General features: G+C 40.1%; 13 protein-coding genes. 4 read left to right on the top strand and 9 right to left on the bottom strand.

The window, feature by feature from the left end; all coding sequences use genetic code 11:
• Window positions 1-31 precede the first annotated feature (31 nt).
• Window positions 32-1,237: an alpha/beta hydrolase-fold protein gene (locus tag EMK97_RS10985; protein ID WP_130602130.1), complete on the bottom strand. Its 1,206-nt coding sequence runs from the start codon at window positions 1,235-1,237 to the stop codon at window positions 32-34.
• Window positions 1,238-1,352: 115 nt separating this feature from the next.
• On the opposite strand from EMK97_RS10985, the gene EMK97_RS10980 reads away from it, so the two are divergent.
• Entirely contained in the window at window positions 1,353-3,419 is a 2,067-nt protein-coding gene (locus EMK97_RS10980) for a winged helix-turn-helix domain-containing protein (protein WP_130602128.1), read from the top strand.
• Here EMK97_RS10980 and EMK97_RS10975 read toward each other — a convergent pair.
• From EMK97_RS10975 to EMK97_RS10965, 3 genes are all read right to left on the bottom strand, one after another.
• Entirely contained in the window at window positions 3,416-3,781 is a 366-nt protein-coding gene (locus tag EMK97_RS10975; protein ID WP_130602126.1) for a SpoIIAA family protein, read from the bottom strand. The genes EMK97_RS10980 and EMK97_RS10975 overlap by 4 nt on opposite strands.
• Window positions 3,782-4,269: 488 nt before the next feature.
• Window positions 4,270-6,438: a prolyl oligopeptidase family serine peptidase gene (locus EMK97_RS10970; protein ID WP_130602124.1), complete on the bottom strand. Its 2,169-nt coding sequence runs from the start codon at window positions 6,436-6,438 to the stop codon at window positions 4,270-4,272.
• Window positions 6,439-6,622: 184 nt separating this feature from the next.
• Window positions 6,623-9,016, bottom strand: a complete 2,394-nt coding sequence (locus EMK97_RS10965) for a fatty acid cis/trans isomerase (RefSeq protein ID WP_130602122.1) — start codon at window positions 9,014-9,016, stop codon at window positions 6,623-6,625.
• 212 nt (window positions 9,017-9,228) lie between these two features.
• Between EMK97_RS10965 and EMK97_RS10960 the strand changes: the two genes are divergently transcribed.
• Both EMK97_RS10960 and EMK97_RS10955 read left to right on the top strand, forming a co-directional pair.
• A complete protein-coding gene (locus EMK97_RS10960; protein WP_130602120.1) occupies window positions 9,229-9,747 on the top strand; it encodes a hypothetical protein in 519 nt (172 codons plus the stop codon).
• A gap of 42 nt (window positions 9,748-9,789) precedes the next feature.
• Window positions 9,790-10,737, top strand: a complete 948-nt coding sequence (locus tag EMK97_RS10955) for a carbon-nitrogen hydrolase family protein (protein WP_130602118.1) — start codon at window positions 9,790-9,792, stop codon at window positions 10,735-10,737.
• Between the two features lie 78 nt (window positions 10,738-10,815).
• Here the strand turns inward: EMK97_RS10955 and EMK97_RS10950 are convergent, their stop codons facing one another.
• From EMK97_RS10950 to EMK97_RS10940, 3 genes are read right to left on the bottom strand one after another with little or no spacing between them, the layout of a single operon-like run.
• Entirely contained in the window at window positions 10,816-11,235 is a 420-nt protein-coding gene (locus EMK97_RS10950) for a VOC family protein (RefSeq protein WP_130602116.1), read from the bottom strand.
• 29 nt (window positions 11,236-11,264) lie between these two features.
• Window positions 11,265-11,657, bottom strand: coding sequence for a VOC family protein (locus EMK97_RS10945; RefSeq protein ID WP_130602114.1), 393 nt, complete (start codon window positions 11,655-11,657; stop codon window positions 11,265-11,267).
• Between the two features lie 12 nt (window positions 11,658-11,669).
• Entirely contained in the window at window positions 11,670-12,290 is a 621-nt protein-coding gene (locus EMK97_RS10940; protein WP_130602112.1) for an NADPH-dependent FMN reductase, read from the bottom strand.
• Between the two features lie 215 nt (window positions 12,291-12,505).
• Here EMK97_RS10940 and EMK97_RS10935 point away from each other — a divergent pair, with 215 nt between their 5' ends.
• Window positions 12,506-13,126: a helix-turn-helix transcriptional regulator gene (locus EMK97_RS10935; RefSeq protein ID WP_130602110.1), complete on the top strand. Its 621-nt coding sequence runs from the start codon at window positions 12,506-12,508 to the stop codon at window positions 13,124-13,126.
• A 79-nt stretch (window positions 13,127-13,205) separates the two neighbouring features.
• On the opposite strand, the gene nrdD is transcribed toward EMK97_RS10935, so the two are convergent.
• Together nrdD and nrdG are read right to left on the bottom strand one after the other, a co-directional pair.
• On the bottom strand, window positions 13,206-14,987 hold the full coding sequence (gene nrdD, locus EMK97_RS10930; protein WP_130602108.1) for an anaerobic ribonucleoside-triphosphate reductase: 1,782 nt from the start codon (window positions 14,985-14,987) through the stop codon (window positions 13,206-13,208).
• Window positions 14,974-15,474, bottom strand: a complete 501-nt coding sequence (gene nrdG / locus EMK97_RS10925; RefSeq protein WP_130602106.1) for an anaerobic ribonucleoside-triphosphate reductase activating protein — start codon at window positions 15,472-15,474, stop codon at window positions 14,974-14,976. The genes nrdD and nrdG overlap by 14 nt, the downstream gene beginning before the upstream one ends.
• Between the last annotated feature and the right edge of the window lie 30 nt (window positions 15,475-15,504).

Here is a 15,504-nt window from a genome sequence, read left to right as displayed (position 1 = left end):
TGCTTGAGACTTGGCTAGTAATTCTTAATTGTTATTTCGTTATTTTACTGTCTGCTTGCGCAATCATATCTTTTACAAAATCTATCACAGTATAACTCACGTCGTCTTGTTGGCTGAGAATAGCTAAGGCTTTTTCAAAGCTAGTTTTGGCAAGACTAAACTGCTGGGTACGCATATAAGCAAAAGCTAAACTTTGATGGGCATAAGCCGTGTTAGGGTATTGCTCAATAAAATAGTTAAGAGTTACAAATGCTTGGTCATTTCTGTTGTGATCTAATTGTACATTAGCCAACTCTGACAATACGGAAGTGGGTATTTTTATATTGTAGTTATATCGTGTCGACAGTGTTTGATAGTAGTTAATTACGTCATCAAGCTCACCCAATTGGCCGACGGCTTGAATATCTTGATAGTAAAAATCAGCAAATAATTTACTTAGTCCTTGGTAGATCGAAGGATAAATAGTGCTTTGATGATCTTCCTCAGCAAAGTGCAGATACTGCCAGTTCAATTGTTTAGAGTGAGTGCTAGCTAGGTTAGCGGCAATTCGTTGACTATGCGCGTAAAACTTGTTGCCTTCATCGGCTATGCTTAAGTATAAATTTACCGCTGGCGAAGATTTAATTGCTTGAGTAAAAAGGCTATCTATCTGCTGATCTCCCCACCAAGGCGCAGGACTAATGGCAAGGTAGTTGGTAAATAGTTTAGGCTGCTTTAATAGGGTATCTAAGACAAAAACCCCGCCATTAGAATGACCAATAAGGGTTTTATTCGGTTGTGTTGCATAGTGCTTATCAATATACGGGAAAAGTTCTTGTTGTAAGAATTGACGGAATTTATTCGTGCCACCAAAGCGAGGGAACTTTTTCTGAATCCATTCCTGTTGCGGGCTTAAGGGTTTATCATCGATAGGCGGTAAAAAGTCTCGTACCCGTATGCTGGTTTTTATTGCTACGACAATGGCGTCTGGAATTTTCTTGGTGGCAGTTAGTGCGTTTACTATACCTAGCGTAGAGATAAAGTAATATTCACCGTCTAAAACATAGATGACTGGATAGCTATTTTGTGCAGAATAATCTTCAGGTGTGTAAATAAATAATTCTCTAGCTTCATTTAATACCTTTGATTGCAAGGTGATTTTATCTCCGACAATATAGTGCTCTTTCGTGTTTGCACTGGCAAATTGGCAATGAACTAACAGCATTATCAGTATTAATTTTAGGATTTGAATCAACATTTAACTTCCTTCAATTTGTTGGTTTAAGTGTGCTAGGATAATGAAAACCTGCCTTTGAAAACACTGAATTAGGCTGATTTTTCACTGACTTTTGCCTGATAAACGCATTTTCTGTATGAAAAAAAGACAATATCGTCTTGAAGACTATTCTATTGATATTACCCGCAATCAAATTTGTAAAGCGGGAAGCTGTATTGCTTTGCCTCCTAAAGCCATAGCGGTATTAGAAATACTAATAAAGCACCAAGGGGAAGTTGTTAGCTTTGACAATTTAATGCAAGCGGTGTGGCCTGATACTATAGTGACAGCTAATACTTTGCAGCGTTGTATTTTGCAATTGCGAAAAGCATTTGCCGACGATAGCAAGCAGCAACGAGTCATTAAAACTCATGCTAAGCAAGGCTATAGTTTAGAGCCAGCTTGTTGTGAAGTGGACTCTACTAAGAGTAAGCGCTTTATTAGCACCAAAAAAACTGTGTTCCTATCGCTCGCTTTTATTCTGTTTGCTGTCGGGCTGATCTTGTTAGCTACGTGGCAAGATGGCAATGAGCAACAAACGGATAAGTTAGTCTTTTCAACCGTGAGTGCTATTACTAGTAGCGATGCCAATGAAGCTTATGGCCGTTATTCTCCAGATGGAAATTTTGTCGCCTTCTTACGTAATATTGATGCCTGCTACAGTGAATTGTGGGCAAAAGATTTGGCTCAGCAAAAAGAGTTTAAATTGCTTGAGAAAAGTGGCGTATATGGCCAACCTAGTTGGTCGCCAGACGGTAGTAAACTGGTATTTACTGAGCGAAATGCTTGTCCAGAGAAAGAGCAAGCATCCCATCATTGCTGGTCGATTAACAGTGTAGAATTTAAAGGCGCTTTAGCTCAGCCACAGCAGACAACGCAGCTACTGGATTGTAATGATCGATATAGCGAGGCGCCGCAGTGGTTGTCTGACAGTGTTATTAGCTTTTTGCGCGCTGATGTTGATGACAATATGATCTTGTACACTTATGAGCTTGATAATGATGACTTGCAAAGGCTTTATCAAGCTAACCAAGATTATATTTATAGCTATGCTTATTCTACTGAACGTGAGCAGTTTGCCTTATTAACGATATCAGCAACGAATCGTCACAGTATTAAGCTGCTTAGTAAGCAAGGGCAAGTGCTATCTTCTTACGCGATTAACTTGCCGACAGGCGCGACTATTTATAAAAAATTGCCGATAGCATTTCATGCTTCTGGGGATTTTTTCGTGACTATTATTAACCAAAGGTTATTTCAACTATGGCCTGATGGCCGATTGCAGGCCATTACAGTTGCGCAGCGTCATGGTTTAGATCAACCAAGCTTTCACCCTTTTCAGCAAAAGATGCTTGCTACTGAAGTGATGGCAGATACAGATATTGGTTTAGTGCGCTTAACTGAACAAGCGCAGCAGGAATTGCCCATGTCAATCAGCAAGCAAGAGGTTATTGCTCGCTCAAATGTAAGTGATGAGATGGCCAGCTTCCAAGGCAATGCCAATATGATTGCTTTTAGTTCCAAACGCTCGGGTATACGCCAGTTATGGCGAATGGCTGATGGAGAAGTAACTCAACTGAGTCAATTTGAGCATGGTGTACAAACTAAAGCTGTTGTTTGGTCTCCCTCAGGGGCTAAGTTGGCCGCAATAGCGGATAATCAAGTCCAGCTTATTTCACTAGATAAGCAAGTAGAATCGATCGCAACAGAGTATTTAGTGACCGATATATTGCAGTGGCCAAGCAAGGATAAGCTATTGGTTAAGGCGATAGTACAAGGGGAAGAAACGCTTATGCTGTTAGATTTGCGTAGCTTAACTTTGCAAAAACACGATGTAGATTCGGTTGTGTGGGCAAATATATTGCCAGATGGCGATTTAGTCTATTTAGCTGCTAATGACAAAGTCTGGTTAGTAGGGCGAGATTCGCGCCAATTAACAAAATTGGCAGAGCAGCTAGAGCGGCCAATCATGACCAGACAAGATAATATGCTTTACGGTATCAATAAACAGCAGCAGCTGTGGCGATACGATCTAAAAAATCATCAATTTACTGTGTTAGCTCAACTTGCCAGCAATGCCAGATATGTTAGCTCAGTACAAGGGGATAAGGTGCTTATTACTTATATGAATCGCTTTAGTAAGGAGTTGGTCGAGTTATATTAATTTTGTTTAAGCCAGGCTAGTGCATCGTTTTTATCAGTGAATACTTCTATATCTAGCTCTGCTGAACTTGGAATAGTGGCGGCAAAGTCTGCGCTTAATTTTGCTAAGCTATTAGGCGCGAAAACGGCAATTTTGTTAATTGTTTCTAGTTGACCAAATAAAATCAGTGCGTCTAACTGAGTGGAATAAGAGTTCTTTTTATTGATGAGCAATGAAAATGATTGCGGGAATATCTCTGTCAACGCTTGATGAATTTCCCTTACCATGTCGATATCAATATCTACCCCTTGATCAACAATAATTTCGCCAAGTGTAGTCGTTAGCGCTTTTATTTGTGCGAATGAAACTCGATGAGTAGTCATATTAGTGAGGGGCTAGAGTTAAAGCGGTTAGATGCGCGCTAGGTTTCATGGTATCGAATAGTCCTTTTCTTGTTAGCTTACCTCGAGTATAGACAAAAACTAATGCTAAGATAAGGAATTATAAACAAAAAAAACCGATTAACAGGGCAAACAGTTAATCGGTTATAAAAAGCAAAACATTAAATTAGAGTTGTTAGCTAAGTAACTTTATTTACCTTATTCCCTCTGCGGACGGGAACAAAGCAAATAAAATTAACTTTAATTACTCTTTATCTGCAGATTCAGCTTGCTCAGCAGCTTTATCTTGCGCTTGTTCTTGCTCTTTTTTCTCTTCGTGGCCTTCACCGCCACAACCACCACAACATCCCATAATTGACTCCTGTTAGGTATAAGCTAGTTGGTATGTTGTTATAGTACCTGACTAATTTAGTCAGGTACTTGATCAAGATCAGCATTTTTTCTTTTAGCTGATCTCTTTGTGGTTACGCTTATTTTGGCAGGGAGGTAAAGCCCATGTTAAATAAGGTAAAGGCGTAAATATCAGCGTATTGTTCAATGGTTTTAGATACTGGTGTACCAGCACCGTGGCCAGCATTGGTTTCAATACGGATTAAAGTAGGCGCGTTGCCTGCTTGTTTCGCTTGTAGTTCAGCGGCGAATTTAAATGAATGCGCTGGTACAACGCGATCATCGTGATCACCTGTAGTTACCATAGTTGCAGGGTAGCTAACGCCCGCTTTTACATTATGTACAGGAGAATAACCTTTAAGGTAGTTAAACATTTCTTCACTTTGTTCAGCAGTACCATAGTCGTACGCCCAACCTGCACCTGCAGTAAAGGTGTGATAGCGTAGCATATCTAATACACCCACCGCTGGTAAGGCTACTTGTACTAAGTCAGGACGTTGTGTCATCACTGCGCCAACTAATAAGCCACCATTTGAGCCACCGTTAATGGCTAAGTAATCACTTGAAGTATAGTTTTGCTCGATTAAGTATTCACCTGCGGCAATAAAGTCATCAAAAACATTTTGCTTTTGTAGCTGAGTACCCGCTTTGTGCCATTCTTTACCGTATTCACCACCGCCACGTAAGTTAGCAACCGCGTAGATACCACCTTGCTCTAACCATACTGCGCGAGTAACGCTAAATCTTGGTGTTAAGCTAATGTTGAAGCCACCGTAACCATATAAAATGGTTGGGTTTTTGCCGTTAAGTTTTAAGCCCTCTTTATGGGTAATGATCATAGGTACCTTAGTACCATCTTTTGAGGTGTAGAAAACTTGCTTAGATTCAAAGGCATTACTATCGAATTTAGCGCCAGATTTGCTATAAACTTCACTCTTACCGTTTTTGGTATCGAAGCTGTAAATAGTACCTGGCGTTTTATAGTTACTGAATGAGTAATATAAGGTTTTGTCGTCTTGTTTACCTTCTAATGAGCTGGCACTACCAACACCAGGTAATTCAATTTCACGTACTTTATTACCTTGATAGTCGTACTGATAGGTTTTTGAAATAGCATCAACCATGTACTCAGTAAAGAAGTAACCACCACCAACAGAAGCCGTTAGTACATGCTCTGTTTCAGGGATAAAGTCTTGCCAGTTTTTTGCCGCAGGAGCTGAGGCATCAACAGTAACAATTTTCTTATTTGGTGCATTTAAGTTAGTAACTAAAAACAGTTTGCTACCTTTGTTTTCTAGTACATAAGTATCGGCATCGAAGTTATCAGTAATAGTAACTAACGGGCTGTTTGGCTTAGTTAAGTCTTTCAGGTATAAATCGTTGCCAGAAGTTGACACCGCGCCTGAAATTAATAAGTAGCGATCATCATGGGTCACTGTACCACCAACATAGCGACGTTTTTCTTCAGCTGTAGCACCAAAAATCACTTGGTCATCTTTTTGCGCTTGGCCTAGCTTATGGTAGTAAAGTTTGTGTTGATCTGTTTTCGCAGATAATTCACTACCTTTTGGCTTGTCATAGCTAGAGTAGTAAAAACCGTCGTTGCCATACCAAGAAATACCTGAGAATTTAACGTCTACTAATGGTGTTTCAAGCTGCTTTTTAGTTTCAACATCAATAATAATAATTTTACGCCAATCACTACCGCCTTCTGAAATTGAGTAGGCAGCAATAGAGCCGTCTTTAGAAAAACTTAATTGACCAAGTGATGTGGTACCATCTTCGCTGAAGGTATTAGGATCTAAGAAAACTTCTGCTTCGCCACCATCTTTTTGGCGATAAACAACGTATTGGTTTTGTAAACCATCATTTTTATAGAAATATGTATATTTACCTTCTTTAAAAGGTGAACCTACTTTTTCATAGTTCCATAATTCACCTAAGCGTTCTTTAAGCTGCTCACGGTATGGAATTTGTGCTAAATAATCGAAGGTCACTTTATTTTGTGTTTTTACCCAAGCACCTGTTTCTGCACTGCGATCATCTTCTAACCAGCGGTACGGGTCAGCAACTTCAGTACCAAAGTAAGTGTCGGTAACCTTACCTTTGGCAGTAGTTGGGTAGCTAATGTTGATATTTTGCTTAGCTGTAGAAAGCGCACTGTTTGCTGATTCTGTGCTGTTGCCGGTACAGCCAGCCAATATGCTAGTAACAAGCACACTGGTTAATAATATGGCATTTCTCTTCATGACAGTTCTCGTTTTTTAGATTGATATTAAAGAAAATTGCGATGTTAAAATTCACAATTATTTAACATAACGAGCCGCAGTGTAGCAGAATAGGGAAGGTGCTGACTATCACCGACACTAAATTGCTTTACTGTCGGCGGAATTTTTTTGTTACAGCATTTTTCTGATGTGATGAGCTAAACCGCTATCTGTTTTCCAGGCGATTAAAGTCTAATAAGCCTGCTGATTCCGGCTGGTTTTGTTGGTACCAAGCGTGCAGTTTATCGGCAAATTGCCAAAAGTTGTTACTGGTTCGACGAATAGCGAATTTATCTTTTACTTGTCGATAGTCTTGTTCTGTCTCTATATGTCGTAATTGTGTGACAAAATCGGCAAGTTGAGTTTCCTCTACATGGAAGAAAGCATTAGGGTAGGTACCAATAATACCACGCACCACGCTTAGGTTATCTTCGCTTGGAACGCGACGATCATCTTCTGAGAAAAGATGAGCAACATTGGTGTGCGCTGAGTTATTGATCAGGCTATAAACAAATTCGCCATGCTCACCTGAAACCATGACATAACTTACTTGTGGCAACAGGCTGACCGATAAACCGGGCATTTTTTTCAATGACATCATTTTATAATCATTGATGGTGCTTGCGCGGTTTTCTATATTACCCGCGTTGATATTAAAATCATTTACCTGTTGGTTATTGGTGTACTGGCTAATCTTATTGAGCAGTTCTTGCTTATGATCTTTGCTACTGTAACGAATATTACTCTCTGGTAATTGATAGAAATCATCAGAGAAAATGTAGTTTTTAATATCATCACTGGTATCTCTATACCAATGTTCATGCACTTTACGGCGTTCACTAGCTGGCAGTAGCGCGATAAAAGCACTTTCTGCCTCCATGCGTAAAAAGTCCATATACAAGCGGGTTTTTAATTGGTGGCCAACATTGCCGTAAACGTCAAAACCTGCCACTAATAAGTAATGAATACGCTCTAGTAGTGGATAACTGATTAGCCAAGCGGTTTTCGGCGTTTCACCAATAAAGCCTTGTACAACGGAGGCGCTATCAAAGTGTCTAAAGACAGTTAAGGTGGCATTAGGGTTATTATCGCCATCCCACAGCAGACTGAGATCGAGATCGCGCTGTTTCAGCTTAATTTTTTCAATATATGCTAATTTTTTATTTATATATTCCGCTTGGCGCTTAGCATATTGGCGCCAGTACAGTAATGATATGGTTTTATCACTGGTTGCTGCTGGCAGTTGCAGAAGGTCACTATTTTCAACGATAAAGTCATCGGTATGATAAGTTTCTATCGCTTGTGGGTCTTGGAACATTACCCAGAAGTGATCGTCAATAACATTCAGCGCTACTTGACCACGACAAACAGGCCCTTTAATAAAGTTCATGATGGAAAATTGTGCATGATCGAGTAAGAACTTATAGCGTGATTTTGCAGGAATAGCTTGAAAGGTCTTAAATGGGTTTGACGAAGTGAGCAATTGGTAATCAGGTAAGCTATCCACTTGATAATCAGGGGTAATAAAGAGTTCAGTCAGTCGCTTATACTTTGCCTGACCAAAAGGATAGGGCATATGTCGTTTAGCTATAATGGTATCTTGGTGCTTTATCAAACGATAAAACACTTGGGTGTTGCCGTTAACAAATGGTGAATCAAACGGCCTTCTGGTACTAATAATGTCAATGGCTTGCCCTGGCGGCGTAGTTGAGCGCACTAACTTAAAATAACTAGGTTTTTTAGCCTGTTGCTGTTCATCAAAATACAAATTGGCTAAATATAAGTGTTCGTATAAATAGCGGGCAACCAGTTGTTCTTTTTGGCTACTGCCATTTAAAAACTGTTCCCACTGAGCAATGAGAGTTTGCTCTTTCTTGGTGGTTGCTGGTGCATCAGCCATTATCGCGCCATCAGCAAGCCAAGTGCTTAGGGTGTTGTGTTCTTGCTCGGTCAGGCCAGGTAAACCATAAGGCATGCCAGCTAACGGTGTTTTTGCTTTATACTGCTCAAACTCTTCAATGGTAGGGCATTGTTGGTCTCTATCGAGCGCTAAGTCAAAGCTATCATCAAGTAAGGCATCTTGAGGTAAAGGGTGTTGCTTTTTCAGTTGCAACATTTGATAAAAGACACTGGCTTGGCTATTCGCTTGCTTAGTTTGCGTACGTTCATTTAATACAGGGAAGTAACCTTGCTGACGAAACTCTTGTAGTTTGCTTGCAGTTAACTTGGTAATAGTGCTTAGACTTTCTGTGTTATTAGCAGTAAGTAAGCGTTCACCATTATAAACAATGGCCTTATTGGCACCACGTTCAATGCCAGTGCTATTTTCCATTTTAAGCTGGCAAGGGGCATCATAGCAGCCATGACAAACAACACAGCGATTCTCAATAATGGGTCTCACTACCTTGCTATAATGAGCGCTCTTTTCTGGCGTAATGGCTTGGGTATTGATGCGGTTAGCTGCATCTGCGCTACCGAATTGCTTGTCGTATTCCATGACACCTAAAGTGGCACAGCCAGATAAAACCATGAATAAAAATAGGTAGCGAAAAAAGCGCATAGTTAGCCTTGTTCAGCATCACTTTTTATCTAAAGCGAGCCAATAATTTAAAAGATAAGGCAATTTTAGTTAGCTAGGCTAGGCCTGTAAACATTGGATTTTCTTTATCTAGTTACTTTTACCCTAACTCCTGTGCTGAAAATGTGAGCTATACTTGAGGTTCAACATCGAATGAATACATGAATAAATGTATTTTTGATAAGGATGATAAAATGAATATTCAATTGATTTTACTACTATCCTTGTTCTCTGTTCATCTTGTTGTTAACGCAGAATCAAGTGAAACTAAAATACAGCGTGCCATGGCCGCTGCCCCTAGCTCGATTAGCCAACATGCCACTATCATAGATAGTGACGGCACTATGCTTAAAAAAGGCTCTAATGGTTGGACATGCATGCCCGATACCATGCCTGGCGATAAAGCGCCAATGTGCAATGATGCCGTTTGGATGAAAATGATGAAAGCCGTTGCCAATAAAGCTGATTTTACCGCAACAAGTATTGGCATTTCCTACATGCTTAAAGGAGATATTGGCTCAGGTGTCAGTAACTCAACACCCTATCATCCCGATCACAAAAATGCAGATGATTACACTGAAACCGGGCCTCATATGATGATTATTGTCCCTAAGGCTATGTTAGAAGGGCTTAGTCGCGATCCAAAATCAGGTGGCCCTTATGTGATGTGGGGTGATACACCATACGCCCATATTATGGTGCCAGTTAAATAGCCTGCTAGTTATGTCTATGGCACTACCAGAGCAGGAGGAATTATGGTGAAAGTAGCCATTATTCAAGAGTCACCTTGCGTACTTGATAAGCAAAAAACCATAGCGAAAGCCGTTGAGATAATTGCACAGCTTGCTAAGCAAGGAGCTCAGCTTATTGTTTTTCCTGAAGCGTATATTCCAGGTTATCCTGCGTGGATATGGCGACTGAGGCCGGGGGGCGATTGGGGTACTTGCGAAGCGCTGCATAAGCGATTACTTAGTAATGCTGTCGATCTGTCTTCCGATGATATTGCGCCTTTATTGCAAGCGGCAAAAGACAATAATATTACTTTAGTGTGCGGCATCAATGAGCGCGATGGCGAGCATAGCCGTGCGACCTTGTTTAATACGGTTATCACTATTAATCATCAAGGGCAGCTGGTCAATCATCATCGTAAGTTAATGCCAACCAATCCAGAGCGTATGGTGTGGGGGCTAGGCGATGCACATGGTTTGAATGTTATCGATACGCAGGTAGGTCGAATTGGTCAGCTAATTTGCTGGGAAAACTATATGCCACTGGCACGCTATGCTCTGTATGCTCAAGGGATTGAAATATATATAGCGCCTACTTATGACAGTGGTGATGACTGGTTAGCAAGCATGAAACATATCGCCCGAGAAGGAAAGTGTTGGCTATTAAATTGTGGTGTCGCTCTGCAGCGGCAAGATTTGCCCAGCGACCTTCCTGAGCTAGAGAACTTATACCCTGCAGATGAAGACTGGATTAACCCAGGCGATTCAGCCGTTATTTCTCCGCAAGGTGAAGTGGTTGCCGGGCCAATGAACAAGTGCAAAGGGCACTTACTTGTTGATATTGATGTTGAGTTATCGTCGACATCAAAGCGTGCTTTAGATATTACCGGGCATTATGCTAGACCTGATGTCTTTACTCTGACTGTTGATAGGACTAGATTAGCGCCGATTAACTTTATTGATAAATCAGATTAACCTTGCTCGTTTTCTGCAAGGTTAATCGTTGCTATTATGCCAAGTGAATAGTTGTTGTGGTATGAGTAACGAGTTGATTTAAGCGTAGCGATTTCTAAGCTCAGGTACATCACTGTGATATTGAACAAATTCCACTTCATAGCCATCTGGGTCAATAAAGTAAGCGTTTTCACGGTAGTCATCTTCAGCGCCGTCTTTATCAATGTCAAAGCCGGCAGCTGCTAAGCGCTTAATGACACCTTTAATATCTGAAGTGACAAAGGCAAAGTGTGATAAACCAATTTGATGACCGGTTAAATCGCGGTTTTGACCTTCGCCATTATCATTTAAGGATAAATATTGGTAATCATCGCCAAAGTGAACCCAGTTACGCTTCTTTCCGTACCATTGGCCTTCATCACCGCCACGTACATGCCAATGAGGAAAAGCTGCTCGATAGAAGGCTAAGCTTTTTTCTATGTCGCTTACCACTAAATTTAAATGTTCTAATGTGATCATAATACTCTCCTAAGAGTTGTGAATACTGTCTAATTGCTGTGCTGATAAGTTTTATTGACACGCCATGGTGGATTCAGTCGATTATCTCCTGCCCAGTAAAGTTTTAATTTATTACCGCTGGGATCTGTTGTGATTGCTTCTCGCCATAAATAGCGCTGCTCTGTTGGCAGTTGTTGAAAGTCAATTCCTCTGCTTTGGCATTGTGCGACCCAGTTATCTAAATCTTGATGCTCAAAATATAGGATGGCGCCATTGCTAAATGGCTCTTTTTCCAAACTTAATGAGAAGCTTGCTTCGCCATCTGGGCAGATAAACCTGGCATAATGTGGCGTATCAACAATTTGAGTAAAGCCAAGCGCTAGGTAAAAGTTGTTAGCCGCTTGCATATCGCTTACTGGTAAGGTGATTTGATTCATGTTCATCGTTTTTCTCCTTTACATACCGTATTGATAGCTTTCTTCGTTAGGGAAAGGGTTGTTTGCCAATGCTATTCGCAAGCTTTTTAACGATTCTGCATAGTGGGTTAAGGTGTGCATGCTATAGGCAATCCTGTCTCGAATTTGACTATCACGATGACTTAAGGCACTGCCACCTTGAGTAAAATCATTTAAAATCTCGGTGACGTTACGAATGATCAAATGATCTGGAATAGCGACTAATTTATTATTTTTAAAGGCATTCATGCGCAGTTCTGCGATAGGGTAAGCGCCGCTAATACTATCAACCACTGAAATAAGAAGTGCAGGCTTATGGGCACAGTGTTGTGCTTCGCACATCATAAGAAAGTTTTTTAGTCGTGGTGAAGCAATGCCACTCCATTCTGGGGTAATTAATACTAAGGCATCAGCAGCGTTAACTTGTGCTTGCAAGCCACTCCAGTCACTTGCTGGCATTGCTTTACTTGCATCCTCGCCATCCCATAACGGTATGTTTAATTGGCACAGCTCTATTAGGTTGATTTTGTCAAAGCTATGAGTGGTTTCTGCAAGGTATCTGGCTACTTTTGCGCTTTGTGATGGTGAACGCTGGCTAGCACTGATGATTAATAAATTCATGTTTTCCCCTTTGCCAAAGACTAGATAACTTTACTTATATAAAGTTTTTTGTTTATTAATTGTTAAGTAAAGTAAAATGTTTATTTAATAAAGTCAAGCAATAAAATAAATAAAAAAGTTTACTTAATTACAGGATGGGTAATAATGGTGAGTAAAGTTAAAGAGATATTTGCTTCTTCTTTGAATTTAGCTGTTAGTTGTAGGTATTAGTTACGATGAAAACTCACAATAAAATTTTGCATATGCTCAAGAGCCAGGGCGCGTTAACGGCGAAAACCCTTGCTAATGAATTACAGCTCACTACTATGGCGGTGCGCCAACATATGCAGGCATTGGAACAAAGTGGTGATGTTGATTTTAAGGATGAAAAAGCACCACGTGGTAGGCCAACACGCTATTGGTCGCTAACTGAGCAAAGCAATGAGCTTTTTGATGATAGACATGATGAACTTACCGTACAGCTATTAGACTCAGTTATCGCTATTTTTGGCGATGATGGTCTGGAAAAACTGATCTCTCACCGTGAATCGACAGCACTGGTTAATTACCGTTTGGCATTAGCCGACAAGTATTCTGTTGAAGAAAAGTTAACTGCTTTAGCTAAGGTGCGTAGTGATGAAGGCTATATGGCAACAGTAGAGCAAGACGGTGATATTTATTGGTTATTAGAAAACCATTGCCCTATTTGTGCGGCAGCAAGTAAATGCCAGAATTTCTGTCGTTCAGAATTACAGATATTCCAAACGCTGTTGCAAGAAGTTGCAACTATCTCGAGAGAAGAGCATATCGTTGAAGGTTCAAGGCGCTGTGCTTATAAGGTAACACCACTGAAATAATGCAGAACGCCAGTTATATATACATATTTAACATAATGTATATACAACTAGCTGTTAGTCCATGTTTTTATTGGGTTTGCTACGCGCTTTTTCTATGGTAGTGGCGTAAGCTATGCTCTTTTTGTCGACCTTGGCTAAAGGCAGTAACACGTTTTAAGTAACCAATGACCCGAGTACCGTGATCTATGTTGTCACTACCACATGCCGGGCAGTGATGTAGTGTGCGCTTATCAATTTTTTCACACTCATTACAGATGGTAATTTTCACGTTGATGCAAAAGTAATTACAACCAGTTGCTGCGGCAACATTAAAGAGTTTTACATAAGCGTCGGCCGACAGTGCTTCATCTAAATTTAAATGTAATGCTGAGCCGCCATCAAGGTATTGAGTAATTTCTTTGCCATGTAAAACAAACTTATCTAAATGATTGGTTTCTTCGTCTTCTACTAAGTAGAAGTATGAGTTGTAACAATCGCGATTGACCTGATAGCCATCTTTACTATCCCATTTGGCATTTTTAACCCCTAGGTTTTCAGCCGGCACAAATTCAGTATTAAACATGTAACCATAGGCTTTTTTGGCATCTTGGTTTGCTTGGTAGATTACCTGCAAACGCTCGCTAACAAAGTCTTTATATGCCTGGTTATTACCGACAGTAATATTGCTAAACTCTGCCGCCTCAGCCATGCCATTGATACCAATAGTAAGGAATTGTTTATCTAAGCTGATAAAGCCAGCATCGTATACCGATAGTGCGCCTTGCGCCTTATATTCTTCCATTAACTTACGATAGGCCACTTGGTATTTTTGAATTTTTTCGATTTCTGTTTTTAGATCTCGACCATCTTGCACTAAGCGGTTCATATTTAAGGTAATAACATTGATAGAGCCTGTCGCTACACCACCAGCGCCTAAGGTATAGGAGAAGGTGTTATCGGAAATTTCATTACGCAGGCGACAGCAAGACGCAAGAGAATCAGCGCTATCAGATAAATAGATAAAGAATGAATTACCTTGGGCTTTTTCTTTGGCAAGCTGCATGGCGAATTGCTGATCTTTACACTGACCATTTTCTGTTAGCATGGCAGCGGTAACAACAGGGAAGGTAAGAACTGATTTTTCTCTTTCTTTATTTAACCAAGTTAAAAAGAATTGCTGTAATTGATCTACGGTTTGCCAGTTAGGTTTTGAAAAGTCTGGAAAAACAAAGTCACCAAACATAGAAGCAAAGTAGTGCTGATCAAACAGGGAAATATTCCAAAACACACTTTGATAACCACGTGCAGCGGCAGGCTGATTGATGGCATACACCACATGTTGTAGGTGATTTTCAATCTCAAATTTATGGGTTGTTAGATAATCTTCGCCATATTCTAGACGAGCAAAGTAATCAAAATAAGTTAAAAATTCAACCGTTGCTACCGCACCAGCAAATTGCGCTGAAATAGCAAAAATTAGGTTAACAAATGAGCCACAAAATGATTCTAAGTGCTTAGGCGCTTTAGATTCACCGCCTAGTTTAGTTAAGCCATCAAGTAGAAATGGATACATGCTAATTGAGGTGCAATACGGCTTTAAGCTGGTTTCATCATGCACGTAGATTTCATGATCTTCTATTTGACGTAAGTATTCTTTAGCCAAGTCAGCATCAAAGGTTTCGGCAATTTTATCATGGACTAAGGTGCGATTAATTTGCACGAAGCAATCTTTTAATAGCTCAGCTTCAAGGGTGGCAATATTTTTATGGCTAACATTAGCATTGGCATCCATTTTCGAGCCATCGGCGGCATTTTTGGCTGCAAAGTAATGTTTAATAAAATCTTTTTTATCATTTAATTGTTCTTGATTAAGCCGCAACATTGTCTGCTCCTTGGTTTGAGGTAAAGTTAACTGAGTCTTTAATAAATAAATGATTAAGTTTTTCGCCGGTGTTCATATCACGAAAAACTTGGTTTGAGTTTGGGCTTTCTAAGCCGCCTAATTCTGCTTGCCAAGCACCTGTTTTTAAAAAATCTAAATGTTGGCTGATGTTGATATCTATATGTTTTTCGCCAGAATAAAGGCAGGTTTTTAAACCGACGTTTTTGGCGATAAGTAGTTTTTCGATCAGGGCATTGGCTTGCCATTCACCGCCAAAAAAGACTACACAGCTAATTAAGCCCTTGTATTTTTTTAGCCAGCTTAGGTAGTTTTCTTTAGTTAACGGCATGCCATAATTTTCATTCCATAATTCTGTGCTATGACAGCCTTTGCAACCAACCTTGCAGCCGGTAATGCTAAAGCATAGGCTGATCTCATTGGGTACTTCTTGAAAAACTATGCTGGGTGCTATGCAATTAAAGTCCATTTTAAGACCTATATATAGATATTATTATTT

The organism is Litorilituus sediminis (genome assembly GCF_004295665.1).
Taxonomy (GTDB): Bacteria; Pseudomonadota; Gammaproteobacteria; order Enterobacterales; family Alteromonadaceae; genus Colwellia; species Colwellia sediminis.
Note: the sequence above shows the minus strand (reverse complement) of the source record. Positions and strands in the feature narration are given on the sequence as shown.

Coding starts and splice junctions, on each gene's coding strand:
- EMK97_RS10985 (WP_130602130.1), bottom strand. CDS start 1,237: ATGTTGATTCAAATCCTAAAATTAATACTGATAATGCTGTTAGTTCAT.
- EMK97_RS10980 (WP_130602128.1), top strand. CDS start 1,353: ATGAAAAAAAGACAATATCGTCTTGAAGACTATTCTATTGATATTACC.
- EMK97_RS10975 (WP_130602126.1), bottom strand. CDS start 3,781: ATGACTACTCATCGAGTTTCATTCGCACAAATAAAAGCGCTAACGACT.
- EMK97_RS10970 (WP_130602124.1), bottom strand. CDS start 6,438: ATGAAGAGAAATGCCATATTATTAACCAGTGTGCTTGTTACTAGCATA.
- EMK97_RS10965 (WP_130602122.1), bottom strand. CDS start 9,016: ATGCGCTTTTTTCGCTACCTATTTTTATTCATGGTTTTATCTGGCTGT.
- EMK97_RS10960 (WP_130602120.1), top strand. CDS start 9,229: ATGAATATTCAATTGATTTTACTACTATCCTTGTTCTCTGTTCATCTT.
- EMK97_RS10955 (WP_130602118.1), top strand. CDS start 9,790: ATGGTGAAAGTAGCCATTATTCAAGAGTCACCTTGCGTACTTGATAAG.
- EMK97_RS10950 (WP_130602116.1), bottom strand. CDS start 11,235: ATGATCACATTAGAACATTTAAATTTAGTGGTAAGCGACATAGAAAAA.
- EMK97_RS10945 (WP_130602114.1), bottom strand. CDS start 11,657: ATGAACATGAATCAAATCACCTTACCAGTAAGCGATATGCAAGCGGCT.
- EMK97_RS10940 (WP_130602112.1), bottom strand. CDS start 12,290: ATGAATTTATTAATCATCAGTGCTAGCCAGCGTTCACCATCACAAAGC.
- EMK97_RS10935 (WP_130602110.1), top strand. CDS start 12,506: ATGAAAACTCACAATAAAATTTTGCATATGCTCAAGAGCCAGGGCGCG.
- nrdD (WP_130602108.1), bottom strand. CDS start 14,987: ATGTTGCGGCTTAATCAAGAACAATTAAATGATAAAAAAGATTTTATT.
- nrdG (WP_130602106.1), bottom strand. CDS start 15,474: ATGGACTTTAATTGCATAGCACCCAGCATAGTTTTTCAAGAAGTACCC.